Raw genomic sequence first — 17,510 nt, forward strand, 5'->3', positions numbered from 1 at the left:
ATGCGCATCCTGATCGTCGGCGGCTCCGGCACGGTTGGCAAGGCGGCGGCAGCCGAACTCGGCCGCCGCCACGACATCATCCGCGCTGGCCGCAGCTCGGGCGACCTCACCGTCGACGTGATGAGCGAGGCCTCGGTGAAGGCCATGTATGCGAAGCTCGGCAAGGTCGACGCGGTGGTCACCACCGTCGGCCACGTGCATTTCGGCCCCGTTGCGACGATGACGCCGGAGCAGTTCCGGAAAGGCCTCGACGACAAGCTGATGGGCCAGGTGAACATCGTGCTGCTCGGCATGGACCATGTGAACGACAATGGCTCCTTCACGCTGACCAGCGGCATCCTCGACCGTGACCCGGTGCGGCAGGGCGCCAATGCCGCCGCCGTCAATGGCGCCATCGGCGCCTTCGTCAGGGGTGCGGCGATCGAGATGCCGCGCGGCATCCGCATCAATGCCGTGAGCCCGGGCCTGCTCGAGGACTCGGCGGCGAAATATGACGGCTTCTTCCCCGGCCATGAGCCCGTGTCCAACGCCCGCGTGGGCCTTGCCTATGCGAAGAGCGTCGATGGCGCGCTCACCGGCCAGGTGATCTGCGTCGGCTGATTGCCGAAACACGCTGAACGCTGTTAGCCTCTCCCCATCAGGGAGAGGCTTTTTTCATGCCGCGTGACAGCCGTTTCGACATTCTCTTCGAGCCTGTGAAGATCGGGCCGGTGACCGCACCCAACCGCTTCTACCAGGTGCCGCATTGCACCGGCATGGGCTACCAGCTGCCGCAGACGCTTGCCACGATGCGCGGCATCAAGGCGGCGGGCGGCTGGGGCGTCGTCAACACCGAGTATTGCTCCATCCATCCGTCGTCTGACGATGTGCCGCATCCCTTCGCCAGCCTGTGGGACGAGGGTGACGTGCGCAACATGGCGGCGATGGCGGATGCCGTGCACGAGCACGGCAGCCTTGCGGGAACGGAGCTGTGGTATGGCGGCATCCGTTCCTCCAACAACCTCTCGCGCGAGGTGGCGCTGGCGCCCTCGAGCTTTCCCGCCGCCGAGTCGCCCTGGCAATGCGCGAAGATGGACCTCGACGACATCCGCCGTTTCCGCGGCTGGCACCGCGCGGCGGCACTGCGGGCCAGGCAGGCGGGGCTCGACGTGGTCTATGTCTATGCCGCGCACACCTATATCCTGAACCAGTTCCTCGACCGCGACATGAACACGCGGACCGATGAATATGGTGGCACCCTGATGCAGCGGGCGCGCCTGCTGCGCGAGGTGCTGGCCGAGACGCGCGACGCCATCGGCGACCGTTGCGCCGTGGCGCTGCGCATCGAGGTCGACAACGAGGATGGCGGCGGCCTCGATGAGCGCGCGGAGCTGCTGGCCTCGCTGGCGCCGCTGGTCGACCTCTTCGACGTCACCATCGCGGACTACAGCCAGGAAATGGGCGGTTCGCGCTTCGTGAAGGAGGGCTCGCTCGAACCCCACATCGCCCATGTCCGCAAGGTCACGGGCAAGCCGGTGGTGAGTGTCGGGCGCTTCACCTCGCCCGAAACCATGCTGGGCCAGGTGAAGCGCGGCATCGTGGATTTCATCGGCGCGGCGCGGCCCTCGATCGCCGATCCGTTCCTGCCGCGGAAGATTTCGGAGGGCCGCGAGGACGACATCCGCGAATGCATCGGCTGCAACATCTGCTATGCGCACAACTCGAGTGCCGCGGCCATCCGCTGCACCCAGAACCCCACCATGGGCGAGGAGTGGCGGCGCGGCTGGCACCCGGAGCAGATCGCGGTGGCGAAGCAGCGTGAGCAGGTGCTCATCGTCGGCGCGGGGCCGGCCGGCCTCGAGGCCGGCCTGATGCTGGCCCGGCGCGGGCATGAGGTGAAGATCGCCGACGCGGGTCTGAGCGCCGGAGGCCGGCTGAACTGGGAGACGAAGCTGCCGGGCCTTGCCGAATGGGCCCGCGTGCGCGACTGGCGGCTGCACCAGATTTCCAAGCTTTCCAACATCGAGATCTTCCGCGACAGCCGCATGGCGCCCGAAGATGTGATGGATCTCGGCATCCCCCATGTCGTGGTGGCCACCGGCAGCCGCTGGCGGCTCGATGGGCGCGGGCGGAGCTTCCGGGCTCCGATCGCCTCCTATGCCGATGCCCGAATTCTTGCACCGGAGCAGGTGCTGGCAACCCCGGTGACGGGCGCCGCCGTGGTGTTCGACGACGACCACTACTATCTCGCACCCGCCATCGCCGAGCATCTGGCCCGTCAGGGCGCCCAGGTCACCTACGTCACCAGCGCCGGCAAGGTGGCGGCCTGGTCGGAACTCACTGCCGAACAGCACCGCGCCCATGCGCGCCTGCTGGAGCTTGGCGTGACGGTGATCGTCAATGCGCTGGTGAGCGGACTGAGGCCGGGCGTGGCTGTCGTGAGCTGCGCCTATTCCGGCGCCACGCGCGAGATCGCGGCTGATCGCGTCGTGCCCGTCACATCGCGTGATGGCGACGACGCGCTCTGCCATGCGCTGAAGGGCAACGGCCTGGCCTCGCTCGCACTCATCGGCGATGCGCGTGCCCCGGGGCTGATCGTGCACGCCGTCTATGCCGGGCACAGGCTGGCGCGGGAATTCGGCGAGGCCGATGTGACGGTCAGGAGGGAGCGGCCCCTCTGCTGAGGCACCCCCTCAATCGATGATGGACGCAATGGTCTTGCCGTCTCCTGCACAGCCCGCCGCCGGGGCGGGCAGTGTTGCCTGCGCACTGGCGAAGGTCTTCCCGGCATTGGTGACATCCGCATAGTTGTAGCGGAAGCGGTTGACCGGCCTGGCATTGGTGCCGACGGTGAGAAGGGCGGGGGCCTGCCCCTTGCCCGCCAGCGTGGCCGGGCAGTTTCCGGCGGCAAGCCTCACAGCCGGCGCGGTGTCGCTCATCGCGGCGACCGCGGAGAGGAGCAGCGTGGCGGAAACGGATGCAATCACGAGCGTGATGGTCTTCATCGGGGTTCTCCAGTGACAGCGATGGTCAATGGATAGGCGACCCGGCGCCCGCCCGCTGTGGCAATTCCCACGCGGGTGCTGCGGTCGTGTTGCGCTAGAGCTGCTTCACCAGCGCAGCGTCGTCTTGCGGCTGGCCAGGCTCCGCTGCCGCTTCCCGCCAGCCGCGGCGGCGGTAGAAGGCGAAGGCACGGCTGTCGCGTTCCGTCGAAAGCCGTGCCTCGGCATGGCCCTGCCGCTTCAGCCAGTGCTCGCAGGCCAGGAGCAGCGCGCTGCCATGGCCCTTGCCCTCATGCGCAGCATCCATGAACAGCGCGAAGATCGAGCCGTCGCGCCGGTCGGCCATGGAGAAGCCGGCGATGGCATCGCCCTCCATCGCCACCCAGCAGGCGAGGTGCCCGTCGTTCAGCTCGGCAGCGATCGACTGATGCGTGATGCCGAGTGCGGCCATGCCCTCGACCGAGAGGTGGTTCTCCGTCACCGCCGTGCGGATGCGGGTGAGCGCGGGCAGATCGGCAACCTGCCCGGCGCGGATCATGCCTTCACCGGAACCGTGTAGTTCAGCGGCATGCGGCCGCCATCGACATAGATGGTCTCGCCGGTGACGTAGCTTGCATCCTCCGACACCAGGAAGGCAGCGATGGCGGCAACCTCGGCCGGCGTGCCGGCACGGCCCAGGGGCGTGCGCGACATGGCGCGGTCCATGGCCGCCTTGTCGGACAGCACGCCGCGCGCCATGTCGGTGTCGATGGTGCCGGGGCCGATGGCGTTGACGCGGATGCCATGGGGTGCCAGCGCGATGGAGGTGGCCCGCGTCATCTGCGAGACGCCGCCCTTCGACATGCAGTAGGTGACGATGCCGGGAATGGCCAGCGTGTCGTTGACCGACGACATGTTGACGATGGCCCCGGGCCTGCGGCCCGCGGCGGCCTGCTTCAGCATCTGCCGTGCCGAGGCCTGCAGCATGAGGAAGGACCCCTTGAGATTGATGCCGATGACGCGGTCGAACTCGGCTTCCGTCACATCGAGAAAGTCGGTGTTCGACGACACGGCGGCATTGTTGACGAGAATGTCGAGGGCGCCAAACTTCCTTACCGTGAAGGCGACGAGGGCCTTCACGTCGGCCGCCTTCGCCACGTCGCAATGCCTGTAGGCGGCACCCAGCCGCTTCGCGGCCGCCCTGCCCTCCTTGTCGAGCACGTCGGCCAGCACCACGCTCGCCCCTTCCTTCGCCAGCCTCTCGGCGATGGCAAGGCCGATGCCGCGCGAGGCACCGGTCACGATGGCGATGCGTTTCTTCAATCTCAAGATGGCAGCTCCTGTTGGCGTCTCAGGCGAGGCCGCCGGTGTCCGGGTCGATGATGATGGAAGCGAGCGTCACGTGGCGCGGGCGCTCCAGCGCGAAGAGGATGGTCTCGACGATGTCGCGATTGGTGACGGAGGACGCCGCGTCGCGTGGCCTGTCCCAGGCCGGGTCGAGCGGCGACAGGTCCTCGATATAGGGCGGGAAGACGGCTTGGACGCGCACCGGCCGGCCCTTCAGCTCCTGCCGCAGCCCGTCGCTGATCGCCGCCTGCGCCTGCTTCGAGGCGGCATAGGCGACGGAAGCCGTCTGCAGCCGCGTGTTAGGAAGGCCCGAGATCGACACGATGGTCATGATGTCACCGGCACCGGATTTCTCGAGCAGCGGCACCAGCCCGCGCGTCAGCAGCATGGTGCCGGTGACATTGGCCGAGATGGTCTGGCTGATCGCCAGTGCGTCATGGTCCGTCATGCGGCCGGGCAGCCACTGCGCGGCATTGTTGATGAGGATGTCGACGGGCTTTCCCTCGTCGCGCAGGCCCTTGGCGAAGAGCGTCACCTCGGAGGCATCCGCCATGTCGAGGAGGCGCGCCTCGGGCTTGCGGCCGGTGCGGTTCTTGATCGCCTCCGCCACCGCGGTGAGGTTTTCGCGGCTGCGGCCGGTGATGAGAAGATCCGCCCCCTGGTCGGCCAGCACCACGGCCAGCGCGGCCCCCAGTCCCCGCCCCGCGCCGGTGATGATCACCCGCTTGCCTTTGAACGCCATGGCCGTCCCTCCCCTCAATAGGTGTCAGCTGCCTTCACTGCACGTGCAAACACGGCGATGATAAGCGCTGCGACGACGGTGAGGAAGAGGGCGGCGGTCAGGCTCGTCACCTGCGCCACGAAGCCGATCAGCGGCGGGCCGGAGAGAAAGCCGGTATAGCCCAGCGTCGTCACCGCGGCGATGCCGCGGCCCGGCGCCGTGGGCTCCAGCCTGCCGCCGCCGGCAAACAGCACGGGTGCCACGTTGCCGATGCCGACACCGGCGATGAAGAAGGCAATGATGGCGATCATCGGTGTCGGCGCCACCAGGAACAGCGCGGTGCCCGCGGCGGTCAGGAGCGCGCTGACAGCCACCATGCGCACCGCCCCGGCCTTGAGCCTGATCCAGTCGCCGGAGAGGCGCGACAGCGCCATGCCACCCTGGTAGACGGCGAAGCCCAGCGCGGCGATGCCGGCCTCCACCGCGAAGGTCTCGCGCATGAAGATCGCCGACCAGTCGATGATCGAGCCCTCGATCATCAGTGCCAGGTAGCACAGCAGGCCGAGCCCGATGGTGGCCTTCGTCGGCCAGGCGAAATGCGAACCCGAGAGGCCCTTGTCGATGCTGCCCGGCAGGAAGAAGCGCGTGGCCCCGATGAGCAGCACCAGCGCGATCGCCACCATGGTGACGGTTTGCGCAATCTCGCCGAAGCCCTGCAGCAGCGCGCCGCCCAGGAAGGCGCCGGCCATGGCGCCCACGCTGTAGACGCCATGCAGCATCGACATGATGGGCTTCTTCATCGCCTTCTCGACCGCGATGCCATGGGCGTTCATGGCCACGTCCATGCTGCCGATGGCCATGCCCATGAGGGCGCCGCCCAGCGCGAAGGTGGCGAGCGTCGGCGCCAGCACCGGCGCGAAGAAGGCGGCGCAGAACATGAGGCCGGTGAGCGTGATCATGCGCGCGCTGCCATAGCGGTTGATCAGCACGCCCGCGGTAGGCATGGCGATGACCGCGCCCCCGGCGATCGACAGCAGCGCCAGGCCGAAGATGCCGGGCCCCACGCCCAGGCGTTCCTTGGCGAGCGGCACATGCGGCACCCAGGCCCCGATGAGGAGGCCCATGAGCAGGAATGAGGCGGCGACGGCCCAGCGCGCGTGCGCGGCCTTCAGGGCCGGTGTGGCGGATGTCATCGTGTCTTCTGCGTTATGTTGCGCTGCATCCCTAGCGGATTGCGCCCTGCGCCGCCAAGCGCCATTGTCGCTCCACAACAGGAACGGGAAACCGGAGGGCCCATGACCACCACCAGCGAAGACTCCGTTGCCTTCACGCCGCGCCCACCGGCGGTGAAGATCAACACCATCTCCTTCGCCGATGTGAGGGCCGCGCTCGCCGCGGGCTGGCGGGATTTCCGCACGGCGCCGCTGATCGGACTGTTCTTCGGCGGCATCTATGCCGCGGGCGGCATCGCCATCTTCCTGCTGCTCAAGGTCTATCACGAGCCATGGTGGATCATCCCCATCGCGGTGGGCTTTCCGCTGATCGGGCCCTTCGTGGCGGTGGGCCTCTATGAAACGAGCCGACGCATCGCCGCGGGGGAACCGCTGAACTTCGGCGAGATCCTCACGGTGATCCTGGCCCAGCGCAAGCGCCAGGTGGCCTGGATGGCCTTCGTCGTGCTGTTCATCTTCTGGATGTGGCTCTACGAGGTGCGCATGCTGCTGGCGATCTTCCTCGGCTTCAAGTCCTTCTCGTCGGTCGAGGCCTTCCTCAACATCGTCACAACCACGCCGGAGGGGATCGGCTTCCTCGCGGTGGGCACCGGCGTCGGCGCGGCGATTTCCTTCGTGCTGTTCTGCACCACGGTGGTCGGTATCCCGCTGCTGCTCGACCGCGAGATCGACCTCATCACCGGCATCATCTACAGCTTCAAGGCGGTGCTGCAGAACCCGGTGCCGATGATCGGCTTCGGCATCCTCGTGGTGGCCCTCACCTTCCTCGCCTTCGTGCCGATGTTCCTCGGCCTGCTGGTGGTGCTGCCGGTGCTGGGGCACGCGACGTGGCACCTCTACAAGGCGGTGGTTGCGCCGGAGGGCTGAGCCCTGGCGCAGCGTGCGCGCGCCGTTCGGGCCCTGTTGCGCTAGCCGTTGACCAGCACGATCTTGCCGATGTGCTCGCTCGATTCCATCAGGGCATGGGCGGCGGCGGCCTCGGCGAGCGGGAAGGTGCGGAAGATGATCGGCTTCAGCTGTTCCGCCCCGAACAGCGGCCAGACGTTGCGTTCCAGCGCCCGCGCGATCTCCGCCTTCTCGGCCACGCTGCGGGCCCTGAGCGTGGAGCCGGTGAAGGTCAGCCGCTTCAGCATCAGCGGCATCCAGTCCACGTCGACGCGCGAACCCTTCTGGAAGGCGATCATCACGATGCGCCCGTGCATGGCAACGGCCTTCAGGTTCCTGGCGATGTAGTCGCCGCCCACCATGTCGAGGATCACGTCGGGCTTGATGCCCTTGTCGGCCAGCACGGCAACGAAATCCTGGTCGCGGTAGTTGATGGCGAGGTCGGCGCCAAGCGCGATGCAGGCCTGGCATTTTTCCGCCGAACCCGCGGTCACCACCACGATCGCCCCGAAGGCCTTGCCCAGCATGATGGCCGTGGTGCCGATGCCGCTCGAGCCGCCATGCACCAGCAGCGTCTCGCCCTCCCTCAGGCGGCCGCGGTCGAACACATTGGTCCATACCGTGAAGAAGGTTTCGGGGATGGCCGCCGCTTCGGTGAAGCTGAGGCCGGGGGGAACCGGCAGGGCGTTGTCCTCGTGCACCACCGCGAATTCGGCATAGCCGCCGCCCGGCACCAGCGCGCAGACGCGGTCGCCTGCCTCATAGCGCTTCACGCCGTCACCCAAGGCCACGACCTCGCCGGCGATCTCGAGGCCTGGCGTGTCGGGGGCACCGGGCGGCGGCGGATAGCCCCCCTGGCGCTGCAGCACGTCCGGCCGGTTGACCCCCGCCGCCTTCACCCTGACCAGGATTTCCCCGGGCTTCGGCACCGGCACGGGGATCGTCACCGGCACCAGCGCGTCCGGGCCGCCGGGGGTGGTGATGGCGATGGCGGTCATGTCTTTCATCGGCAAGGGTCCTCTTGAGGCACGTGTCCTCGCAGTTTGGGTTGAACCCCATGCCCCCGCAATGACAAAATGGCCGCGCCGCAAAGGAGTGCCGCCCATGAGTTTCGAAGACCTGCCGAAAAAGCCCACTGGCGTCATGCTGGGCGAAGCCCTCGACCTCCTGTCGGTGTCCGAATTGGAACACCGGGTGAGCCAGCTCGAGGCGGAAATCCAGCGGGTGAAGGCGGCGATCCAGTCCAAGCAGGCGTCGAAAAACGCCGCGGACGCGTTTTTTCGCTCCTGAGCCTCCCAATTTGGCACAAGCCGGGCCCTCCGGTTGCGCCTGTTAAGGTTTGGGTAAGGAATTAACGATAATCTCTGAAACTGTAATCCTTGACCGGATTGCTCCGAGTGGTTCTCCACCACTCTGTTTGACGCCTCCCTGTTTGAAACTTTCAAGCCGCGCGTCTCTTGCGCGGCTTTTTTTGGGTCTGGCACTGCTCTTGCTTTGGGAATTCCGGGGCAGCGCTCGATCATTGACCTTGGTTACAACCCGGTTCATGATCGCTCGAAGCTCCGTGCCAAGACAAATGCGAGCCCCGAGGAAATTCCCGTCATGCCGTCCGCCAGAGCCTCCGTCACCGTCGATTTCATGTCGCGCTTCACGGCGTCCGAGCAATTCGACAAGGTGTTCCGGGAGGGCATGGGCCTGGTCGAGGAGACCGCCAACTACCTTGATGGTCCGGGCCGGCAGGATGCCCGCCTGCTCGACCGCCACGGCGCCGTCGCCTATGCCACCGAAAGCATGCGGCTGACCACGCGCCTGATGCAGCTTGCCTCCTGGCTGCTCCTCCAGCGCGCCATCGGTGCGGGCGAAATGAGCCAGGACGACGTGAAGAAGGAGCGCCACCGCATTTCGCTGGCCGACATCGGCCGCGGCAAGGCGCTCAACGGGTCGGAACAGCTGCCGCCGGCGCTGAACGACATCATCGAGCGCTCGCTGTCGCTGCACCAGCGCGTCCTCAAGTTCGACGCCATGCTGAACATGCAGGCCAAGGCCGAGGTGGCCGCCCCCGCCCCCAGCCCGGTGTCGAGCCAGCTGGACCGGCTGGCGGCCGTGTTCGGCGCCCGCAGCTGACGTCACTCCGGACGGTTGCCTTGCAGGCGCGTTGACGGCAGAAGCATTCCTGTCAAAGACCGGACCTGCACTTGCGCCAGCGACTGACCCTTGCAACCCTGCTTTTCCTGCTGCCCGCCGCCACGGTGGCAGCCGCGGCACCGCCGCCGCTGCCCTCGACCGAGGACGAGCGCAAGAGCTTTGCCGAGAAGGTCTGCACCGCCATCGACAGCCGCGCCGTGGAGCATGGCCTGCCGCAGTCCTTCATCGCCCGGCTGATCTGGAAGGAAAGCCTGTTCGACCCCGGCGCGGTGAGCCCCAAGGGCGCCCAGGGCATTGCCCAGTTCATGCCCGGTACCGCGAAGCTCCGTGGCCTCGATGACCCGTTCGACACCGACAAGGCCCTGGCCGCCTCGATTGCCTATCTGGCGGAGCTGCGCAGCAGCTTCGGCAACCTCGGGCTCGCCGCCGCGGCCTACAACGCCGGCGAGGAGCGGGTGCGCAAATGGCTCTCGGGCAAGGGCGGCCTGCCCTACGAGACGCAGGACTACGTCTATTCCATCACCGGCCACGGCCATGACGAATGGAAGGAGGACAAGGCCAGCTTCGACATACCGGCGCTGGGCAAGGAGGGCAGCTTTGCCGACCAGTGCCGCAGCCTGGTGATGCGGGAACTCTCGCCCCAGGCGGTCGAGGTGAAGCAGGCGAACTGGAAGCCATGGGGCGTGGTGCTGACCGGCGGCTTCAGCCAGGCCCGCGCACTGCAGGCCTTCCGCGTCATCCGCAACCGTTTCGACATCATCAGGGACGAGGACCCGCTGGTCATCCGCAAGCTCAACCGCTCCATGGGCCGGCGCAAGATGGTGCGGGTGATGATCGGCCGCGACACCCGTGCCGAGGCCCAGCAGCTGTGCCGCGAACTCACCGCCCGCGGCGGCGTCTGCCTCGTCGCGCGCAACTGACCGCCGCAGCGGTTTGCCACCTCGCCGAGCCTGTGGTCTATTGCGCCGGCATGCTGATTTGACGAAGGGCCCGCCCGTGACGTTTCGCACCATTCTCCGCGCCCTGGCCCCCGCCCTGCTGCTGGCCGGACTGTCCGCCGCCGCCCATGCCGGCGCGGTCGAGGACTGCCGCAGCACCGCCCAGGTGACCAACGCGTCCCTTCTCGCGGCCTGCACCGCCGTGATCGACGGCAAGCAGGCGAGCGCCAGCGACACGGCCTATGCCTATTACCGGCGCGCCCTCGTCGGCTCCGCCAATCCCCAGGCCGACCAGGCCCTCATCATGGCGGATGTCTCCAAGGCCATCGAACTCGATCCGCGCCTGATGGAGGCCTTTGCCTTCCGGGCGCTCGGCTACAACCGCGCCCTGCAGCATGACAAGGCCATCGCAGACCTGTCCTCGGCCATCGCCCTGGCGCCCGACCGCTGGGGTCTCTATTCGCTTCGCGCCATGATCGAGGCCCAGAAGAAGGACGACAAGGCCGCGATTGCCGACTTCAAGGCCGCCCTCGCCCGCAATCCGCCGGCCTCCAGCGCCGACATGATCCGCCAGCGCATCAGCAAGCTGGAGCAGAAGTCCGCGCAGTAGGCGGACTTTTCAACTTGGTGGAGAAATTTCCACCTTAGGTACTTATACTGCTGTAAATGCTGAGAATATCGTTCAAGCGGATTTACGTTTTCGCTTGCAATTTTAGCCGTCATGTATATTTGACTATGCAGGATTACGTATAGCAGTTCTGCCAGCGCGCGGCTCTGCATGGTGAAGAGGTAAGGTTGATGGCAAGGACGTTCAAGGCACTGCGGGCTCTGTCCCTGCTCACCGTGATGAGCGGTGCATCGGTGCTCATGCTGTCGGCTGGCACCGCCCAGGCCGCCGAAGAGCGCCTCCACAACGAATCGACCTCGACCTATGGCCTGCTGCCGCCCGGTTCGTCCTCGGCCGCTCAGGACACGTCCGAGGGTGGCGACGGCTCTGCCGCCATGTCGGTTGCCTCGCTCAGCACCCCCATCACCAAGGGCGGCCCGGGCAAGGACGACGTTCCCGACCTCGAGGATCCGGAGCTTCCGGGCTATGACGGCGGCGAAGCCCCGTCGGCCGCCAAGGCCAGCCGCTGACGGCTGACGGCACTCTCCGAATGTTCAAGGCGCCCCGCGGGGCGCCTTTTTTGTTGCCGCCATTGCCCGGCCAACAAAAAAGCCCGGCCTTGCGGCCGGGCTCTGCATCTCCGCGCGGCGCGGACGGATTACTTGTTGAGGAACGAGAACTTCTGATTGAACTTGGAGACGCGGCCGCCGCGGTCGAGCAGGGTCTGCTGGCCGCCGGTCCAGGCCGGGTGCGACTTGGGGTCGATATCGAGGTTCATCGTGTCGCCTTCCTTGCCCCAGGTGGTGCGGGTCTGGAAGGTGGTGCCGTCGGTCATGACCACGTTGATCATGTGGTAGTCGGGGTGGATGCCTTGCTTCATGGCGAATACTCTCTCGATGGCGGGAAACACCCCGCTGGGGACGTCCGAATTCCGGGTTCGGCGGGGGCTATACAGGAGTTGCCGGGCACGCGCAAGGCCGCCGCGCCCGGGCTGGGGACAGGCTGCGGCGGCCTGCCCCAGCGCCCTGGCCCCCGCTTCCATTCTCTGCACCATCCGCTAGAACACGGCCCATGAGCAACCCCTATGAAGACGAGGCCCGGCGCCGTCCCAAGAGCCGGAACCTGCGCCCCCTCCTGCGCCTCACGCCCTTCCTGCGGCCCTATCGCCGGCAGATGGTCTTCGCGCTGGTGGCGCTGCTGGCCGCCGCCGGCGCGACGCTGGCCGTGCCGGTCGCGGTGCGCCGCATCATCGACAACGGCTTCACCGCCGAGAACGCGCTCCTCGTCGACAAGTATTTCCTCGCCATGCTGGCGGTGGTCATCGTGCTCGCCGTCGGCTCGGCGCTGCGCTTCTATTTCGTCATGTGGATCGGCGAACGCGTGGTGGCCGACATCCGCGACGCCATCTTCAGCCACCTCCTCAGCCTCAGCCCCGGCTTCTTCGAGACCCAGCGCTCGGGCGAGGTGCTGTCGCGCCTCACCGCCGACACCACCCAGATCAAGTCGGCCTTTTCCTCCACCGCCTCCATCGCGCTGCGCAACATGGTCATGCTCATCGGCACCATCGTGATGATGGTGGCCTCGAGCCCGAAGCTCGCCGGCCTGTCGCTGCTGGCCCTGCCGCTCATCGTGCTGCCGCTCGTCACCTATGGCCGCCGGGTGCGCAGCCTGTCGCGCCTCGCGCAGGACACGCTGGCCTCTTCCGCCGCCTTCGCGCAGGAGCGCCTCGTCGCCGTCTCCACCGTGCAGGCCAATGTCCAGGAACAGGCGGCCCGCACCCTGTTCAGCGATGCGACCGCCACCGCCTTCGGCGCCGCCGCCAAGCGCACCTTCGCGCGCGCCGTGCTCACCGCACTCATCATCGGCGTTGCGGCCGGCGCCGTCGTTGTCCTGCTGTGGTATGGTGCCAGCAACGTGATCTCGGGGTCGATGTCGCCCGGCACGCTCAGCCAGTTCCTGATCTATGCCATCCTCGCCGCCTCCTCGATGGGCCAGCTCTCTGAGGTCTGGGGCGAGGTGCAGCTTGCCGCGGGTGCTGCCGAGCGCATCTCGGAGCTGCTCGACGAGAAGCCCCTCATCACCGCGCCCGCCGTGCCCCAGCCCATGCCGCGGCCGCCGCAGGGCCGGCTGGCGCTCGAGCATGTCACCTTCGCCTACCCGACGAGGCCGGAGGAGAATGCGCTGATCGATGTCTCCTTCGCGGTCAGGACCGGCGAGACGGTGGCCATCGTCGGCCCTTCAGGCGCCGGCAAGACCACCATCTTCGCCCTCGTCCAGCGCTTCTTCGATCCGCAGAAGGGCACCGTCACGGTCGACGGGGTGGATGTGAGGAAGGCCGTGCCGCAGGACGTGCGCGAACGCATCGCCGTGGTGCCGCAGGAGACCGTCATCTTCTCCGGCACCATCATGGACAACATCCGCTTCGGCAAGCCGGAGGCCAGTGCGGAGGACGTGCTGGAGGCCGCTCGCGCGGCGCGCGTCGACGAGTTCGCCGAGCGCCTGCCGCAGGGCTACGATACGCAGGTGGGCGAGCGCGGCGTCACGCTGTCCGGCGGCCAGCGCCAGCGCATCGCCATCGCCCGCGCCATCCTGCGCGACGCACCGATCCTGCTGCTCGACGAGGCGACGAGCGCGCTCGATGCCGAGAGCGAGGCCTTCATCCAGCAGGCCATCGAGAAGCTCACGGCCAACCGCACCACGCTGGTCATCGCCCATCGCCTCGCCACGGTGAGGAATGCCGACCGCATCCTGGTGCTCGACGGCGGCGAACTCGTCGCCGAGGGCACCCACGCGGAACTGATCACCACGAGCCCGCTCTATGCGAGGCTCGCCAAGCTGCAGTTCACGGCACAGGCGGCGGAGTAGGACAAGCTCCCCTCTCACACCGTCCGTCATCCCGGCGAAAGCCAAGACCCCTCGTGAAAGGCCCGCAGCGGAGCCCCGGCTTTCGCCGGGGTGACGGCAAGACGAGGATCACCTCTCCGTCAGCTTCAGCTCGATCCGGCGGTTGCGCGACTTCGCCTCTTCCGTCGATCCCGGGTCGATGGGCTGGAACTCGCCGAAGCCCGCGGCGACGAGGTGCTGCGGCGACACGCCGTTGGCGATGAGGAAGTTGACGACCGCGATGGCGCGCGCCGCCGAGAGCTCCCAGTTGGACTTGAACTGCGCCGAGGTGATCGGGTCATTGTCGGTATGGCCGTCGACGCGCAGCACCCAGGCGATGTCCGGCGGGATTTCCTTCTCGAGCTGCTTCAGCGCGTCGGCGAGCTTCAGCATCTCGGCCTGGCCCTCGGGGTTGAGCGTCGCCTGGCCCTTGGGGAACAGCACCTCGGCCTGGAACACGAAACGGTCGCCCACCACCAGGATGTCGGAACGCTGCGACAGGATCTGCCGCAGCCGGCCGAAGAATTCCGAGCGATAGCGCGTCAGTTCCTGCACCCGCTGGGCGAGCGCCGAATTGAGCCTCTTGCCGAGATCGGCGATCTGGGCTTCCGATGCCTTGTTCTTGCTCTCGGCGTCGGACAGCAGCGCATTCAGCGTCTGCAGCTGCCGGCGCATGGCGGCGATCTGCTGGTTCAGCAACTCGACCTTGGCCAGCGCCTCGGACGAGATGGTCTTCTCCTTGTCGAGCGAGGTCTGCAGGCCGGAGATCGTCAGGCTCGCCGCATCGCCCTTCGCACCTTCGCCCTCGAGCATGGCGGAGAGCGAGGCATTCTTGTTCTTCTCCGCCGCGAAGTCGTCCTGCAGGGCGAGCAGCGAGCCTTCCACATCGGCCTTGGCCGCCTTTTCCAGCGCCAGCAGCTGCGTCAGCTCCGCGATCTGCGCGCGCAGTTGCCCGAGGGCGGAGTCCTGCCCGGTGATCTGCCGCGCCAGCAGGAACTGCGACACGATGAACACCGAGAGCAGGAAGGTGATGACCAGCAGCAGCTGCGCCATGGCGTCGACGAAGCCCGGCCAGTAGGCCTCCTCGCTGCCGCGCCCGCGCCTGCGGTTGAGCCCTGCCATCAGGGCCGCTCATCCTCGCGCGCCCGCGTGGCGCCGCGCGACAGCGGGCCGGTGGCACGGATCAGCAGGCGCTGGATCTCGTTCTGCTGGGTCTGCTGGCCCTGCGCCCATTGCCGCACGATCTTCTGCTCCTCGCGCATCTGGGCGACGAGGCCCGCCACGGCGTCCGCCAGCTGCTCGATCGAGTCGCCGTCGGGCCGCGGTGCGGCGGCGGCGGGAGAGGCGGTGGCCCGCTGGCCCTCGATCACATAGGTCAGCTTCTCGACCGCGCGCTGCAGGGCGGCCACCTCGGAGCGCAGCAGCTGCGGCGTGATGCTGGCGGCATTGGCGCCCTGCAAGGCCGCGTCACCGCCGGCGCCCGCCGCCACGTCGGTGATCGAGGACAGCCAGTCCTCGAGGTCGATGTAGAAGCGGTTCTGCGCCTGCGCCGCCTTGAGGTCGAGGAAGCCGAGGATCAGCGAGCCCGAAAGGCCGAGCAGCGAGGACGAGAAGGACAGGCCCATGCCCTGCAAGGGCGCCTGCAGCCCGCGCTTCAGCTGGTCGAACAAGGTCGCCGACTGGGTGGAGGAGACGTCCAGCCCCTCGATGGCGCCGCCGATCGACTGCACGGTTTCGAGCAGGCCCCAGAAGGTGCCGAGCAGGCCGAGGAAGATGAGAAGGCCGACGAGATAGCGCGACAGGTCGCGCGATTCATCGAGGCGCGAGGCGAGCGAGTCGAGGACCGAGCGCATGGTGACGGGCGACAGCACGGCGTCCTGCCGGTTCTTGAGCAGGAAGGCCATGGGGGCCAGCAGGCCCGGCGGCCGGCCGTTGTCATCCGGGTCGCCCTCGCGGAAGCGGTTGACCCAGTTCACCTCACGGAACAGCCGCCACACCATGCGGAAGGAATGGATGATGCCGAACAGCAGCGTTGCAACGATCACGCCATTGAGCATCGGGTTGGCCATGAAGGCCCTGAGCAGCCCCGGCAGGATGACCACCACGAGGATCGCCACCAGCAGCACGAAGACCGTCATGTGCACGAGGTAAACCCGTGGCGGATCAAGGGGTTGTGTTGCCGCTGGCTCAGCCATTTCAAATCCCGTCGCGCTGCGCGATTGCTTGTGGCGGCAAATCTAGACCATTGCGCGGCGAAGCGGGAAGGATTTTCAGGCCGAGGCTGCAGGCCGCCGTGCCGCCAGAAGCGCCAGCATGGCCGCGAGCGTGATGCCGGCCAGCATCAGCCACGCCTCGTTCGCGGCCATGGCCAGCGCCGCCTTTTCCACCTTGTCCTGCAGCTCGCCCAGTGCATCGATGTCCATCGATCCCTGGGCCAGTGCGGCGAAGTCATCGAGCGGAATGCCGACGTAGCCGGCTGCCGCGTCACTGCCGCCCTTCATCTGCTCCACCAGCCGGTCGCCCAGCAGCGGGGCGCGCCCATAGAGCACGGTGTCGATGAGCGCGATGCCAATGGCCCCGCCGAGGTTGCGCATCAGGTTGAACAACCCGCTGGCATCGGGCACGCGCGCGTCATCGATGAGGCCCAGCGCAAGCCTCGTGGGCGGCAGCAGGCAGAACATGATCGCCGCGCCACGCACCACCTGCGGCCAGAACATCTCGTCGTAATCCGTCGCCGGCGTCTGGAAGCCGCTCAGCGCAAGTCCGCTGGCGAAGGCGAGGAAGCCCAGCGCGGAGAGCAGCCGCGGGTCGAGCCGCTTGTCGAGCTGCACCGCGATGGGCGCCATCACCAGCTGCGTCGCCCCCGTCACCAGCATGATGCGCCCGATCTCCAGCGCCCCGTGGCCGCGCACGAAGGCCAGGAACACCGGCATCAGGTAGACCGACCCGAACAGCCCCACGCCCAGGGCAAAGCTCATGATGCAGCCGACGAGGAAATTCCGTTCGCGGAACAGGCGCAGGTCGGCGATGGGGTGCGCTCCCGTCAGCGAGCGCGCGGCGAAGCCCGCGGCAGAGGCCGCACTCAGCACCAGAAGCGCCACCACCACGCCGGACAGCCAGCCACGCCCAGGCGCTTCCTTGAGCCCGATCTCGAGCGCGGCCAGCGCCAGCGCGAGGAGCAGGAGCCCGGCGAAGTCCAGCCGCCGCAGCTCGGCGGGATTGACGGGCGAGCGCGGCAGGAACAGTCCCGCCGCCAGCGCCGCCACGATGCCGGGCAGGATGTTGATGAGGAACAGCATGTGCCATGACCAGCTCTCGGTCACCCAGCCGCCGACCACCGGCCCGATGGTCGGCGCCAGCACGGCCAGCACGCCGGCGATGGTGGTGGCCAGGCCCTGCTGCCTCACCGGGAACAGCAGGAAGACGGCGGAGAACACCGCGGGGATCAGCGAGCCCCCCGAAAAGCCCTGCACCACGCGCCAGAAGATCAGGCTGCCGAAGCCGGTGCTCGCAGCACAGCCGGCCGAGGCGATGGTGAACACCGTGATCGACACGATGAACAGCCAGCGCATGCCGAACAGCCGGGTGAGGACGCCGGTGAGCGGAATGGCGATGATCTCGGCGATGAGATAGGCCGTCTGGATCCAGCTCATCAGCTCCGGCGCGATGCCCAGCGCCGACTGGATGGTTGGCAGCGAAGTGGCCACCACCTGGATGTCGAGGATGGCCATGAACATGCCGAGCGCCATCATGGCGAAGCCGATCCAGGTTGCGGCCGACACGCGCTCCGGC

General features: G+C 67.6%; 19 protein-coding genes. 9 read left to right on the plus strand and 10 right to left on the minus strand.

The genetic code is table 11. The annotated features are described in order from the left end of the window. Together DK847_RS01860 and DK847_RS01865 are read left to right on the plus strand one after the other, a co-directional pair. Positions 1-600, plus strand: coding sequence for a short chain dehydrogenase (locus tag DK847_RS01860; RefSeq protein ID WP_111195906.1), 600 nt, complete (start codon positions 1-3; stop codon positions 598-600). Positions 601-656: 56 nt separating this feature from the next. Continuing rightward, positions 657-2,663 (plus strand): oxidoreductase, encoded by a 2,007-nt coding sequence (locus tag DK847_RS01865; protein WP_111195907.1) that lies wholly within the window; start codon positions 657-659, stop codon positions 2,661-2,663. Positions 2,664-2,672: 9 nt separating this feature from the next. Here DK847_RS01865 and DK847_RS01870 read toward each other — a convergent pair whose 3' ends face one another. From DK847_RS01870 to DK847_RS01890, 5 genes are all read right to left on the minus strand, one after another. After that, positions 2,673-2,984, minus strand: coding sequence for a hypothetical protein (locus DK847_RS01870; RefSeq protein WP_111195908.1), 312 nt, complete (start codon positions 2,982-2,984; stop codon positions 2,673-2,675). Between the two features lie 94 nt (positions 2,985-3,078). Next, on the minus strand, positions 3,079-3,519 hold the full coding sequence (locus tag DK847_RS01875; RefSeq protein WP_111195909.1) for a GNAT family N-acetyltransferase: 441 nt from the start codon (positions 3,517-3,519) through the stop codon (positions 3,079-3,081). After that, the gene (locus tag DK847_RS01880; RefSeq protein ID WP_111195910.1) at positions 3,516-4,289 is read right to left on the minus strand and encodes an SDR family NAD(P)-dependent oxidoreductase; all 774 of its coding nucleotides are present in this window, start codon (positions 4,287-4,289) and stop codon (positions 3,516-3,518) included. Before DK847_RS01880 ends, DK847_RS01875 begins: the two co-directional genes overlap by 4 nt. 22 nt (positions 4,290-4,311) lie before the next feature. Further along, on the minus strand, positions 4,312-5,049 hold the full coding sequence (locus DK847_RS01885) for an SDR family NAD(P)-dependent oxidoreductase (RefSeq protein ID WP_111195911.1): 738 nt from the start codon (positions 5,047-5,049) through the stop codon (positions 4,312-4,314). Between the two features lie 14 nt (positions 5,050-5,063). Continuing rightward, positions 5,064-6,221, minus strand: coding sequence for an MFS transporter (locus DK847_RS01890; RefSeq protein WP_111195912.1), 1,158 nt, complete (start codon positions 6,219-6,221; stop codon positions 5,064-5,066). A 102-nt stretch (positions 6,222-6,323) separates the two neighbouring features. Here DK847_RS01890 and DK847_RS01895 point away from each other — a divergent pair, with 102 nt between their 5' ends. Then, positions 6,324-7,127 (plus strand): DUF2189 domain-containing protein, encoded by an 804-nt coding sequence (locus tag DK847_RS01895; RefSeq protein ID WP_111195913.1) that lies wholly within the window; start codon positions 6,324-6,326, stop codon positions 7,125-7,127. Between the two features lie 41 nt (positions 7,128-7,168). Here DK847_RS01895 and DK847_RS01900 read toward each other — a convergent pair whose 3' ends face one another. Next, a complete protein-coding gene (locus DK847_RS01900; RefSeq protein ID WP_425358670.1) occupies positions 7,169-8,152 on the minus strand; it encodes an NAD(P)H-quinone oxidoreductase in 984 nt (327 codons plus the stop codon). Between the two features lie 97 nt (positions 8,153-8,249). Between DK847_RS01900 and DK847_RS01905 the strand changes: the two genes are divergently transcribed. The 5 genes from DK847_RS01905 (at position 8,250) to DK847_RS01925 (ending at position 11,365) form a co-directional block, all read left to right on the plus strand. Next, on the plus strand, positions 8,250-8,435 hold the full coding sequence (locus DK847_RS01905; RefSeq protein WP_111195914.1) for a DUF1192 domain-containing protein: 186 nt from the start codon (positions 8,250-8,252) through the stop codon (positions 8,433-8,435). Positions 8,436-8,747: 312 nt separating this feature from the next. Beyond that, positions 8,748-9,269, plus strand: coding sequence for a protease adaptor protein RcdA (rcdA, locus tag DK847_RS01910; protein WP_111196319.1), 522 nt, complete (start codon positions 8,748-8,750; stop codon positions 9,267-9,269). A gap of 71 nt (positions 9,270-9,340) precedes the next feature. Then, complete coding sequence (locus tag DK847_RS01915; RefSeq protein ID WP_161957101.1) at positions 9,341-10,210, plus strand: lytic transglycosylase domain-containing protein; 870 nt, start codon at positions 9,341-9,343, stop codon at positions 10,208-10,210. Between the two features lie 76 nt (positions 10,211-10,286). After that, a complete protein-coding gene (locus tag DK847_RS01920; protein ID WP_146256008.1) occupies positions 10,287-10,838 on the plus strand; it encodes a tetratricopeptide repeat protein in 552 nt (183 codons plus the stop codon). Positions 10,839-11,026: 188 nt separating this feature from the next. Next, a complete protein-coding gene (locus DK847_RS01925; protein WP_111195917.1) occupies positions 11,027-11,365 on the plus strand; it encodes a hypothetical protein in 339 nt (112 codons plus the stop codon). A 128-nt stretch (positions 11,366-11,493) separates the two neighbouring features. On the opposite strand, the gene rpmE is transcribed toward DK847_RS01925, so the two are convergent. Continuing rightward, positions 11,494-11,715 carry a 50S ribosomal protein L31 gene (gene rpmE / locus DK847_RS01930; protein ID WP_111195918.1) on the minus strand — a complete coding sequence of 74 codons (222 nt, stop codon included), beginning with the start codon at positions 11,713-11,715 and terminating at the stop codon, positions 11,494-11,496. A gap of 191 nt (positions 11,716-11,906) precedes the next feature. Here rpmE and DK847_RS01935 point away from each other — a divergent pair, with 191 nt between their 5' ends. Continuing rightward, the gene (locus DK847_RS01935) at positions 11,907-13,700 is read left to right on the plus strand and encodes an ABC transporter transmembrane domain-containing protein (protein ID WP_111195919.1); all 1,794 of its coding nucleotides are present in this window, start codon (positions 11,907-11,909) and stop codon (positions 13,698-13,700) included. Positions 13,701-13,808: 108 nt separating this feature from the next. On the opposite strand, the gene DK847_RS01940 is transcribed toward DK847_RS01935, so the two are convergent. The 3 genes from DK847_RS01940 to DK847_RS01950 form a co-directional block, all read right to left on the minus strand. Beyond that, the gene (locus DK847_RS01940; RefSeq protein WP_425358678.1) at positions 13,809-14,843 is read right to left on the minus strand and encodes a peptidoglycan -binding protein; all 1,035 of its coding nucleotides are present in this window, start codon (positions 14,841-14,843) and stop codon (positions 13,809-13,811) included. Next, positions 14,840-15,913, minus strand: coding sequence for a flagellar motor protein MotA (locus DK847_RS01945; RefSeq protein WP_111195921.1), 1,074 nt, complete (start codon positions 15,911-15,913; stop codon positions 14,840-14,842). Before DK847_RS01945 ends, DK847_RS01940 begins: the two co-directional genes overlap by 4 nt. A 75-nt stretch (positions 15,914-15,988) precedes the next feature. Continuing rightward, on the minus strand, positions 15,989-17,470 hold the full coding sequence (locus DK847_RS01950) for a DHA2 family efflux MFS transporter permease subunit (RefSeq protein WP_111196320.1): 1,482 nt from the start codon (positions 17,468-17,470) through the stop codon (positions 15,989-15,991). Positions 17,471-17,510: the final 40 nt, after the last annotated feature.

The sequence above is a fragment of the Aestuariivirga litoralis genome (assembly GCF_003234965.1).
Classification (GTDB): domain Bacteria; phylum Pseudomonadota; class Alphaproteobacteria; order Rhizobiales; family Aestuariivirgaceae; genus Aestuariivirga; species Aestuariivirga litoralis.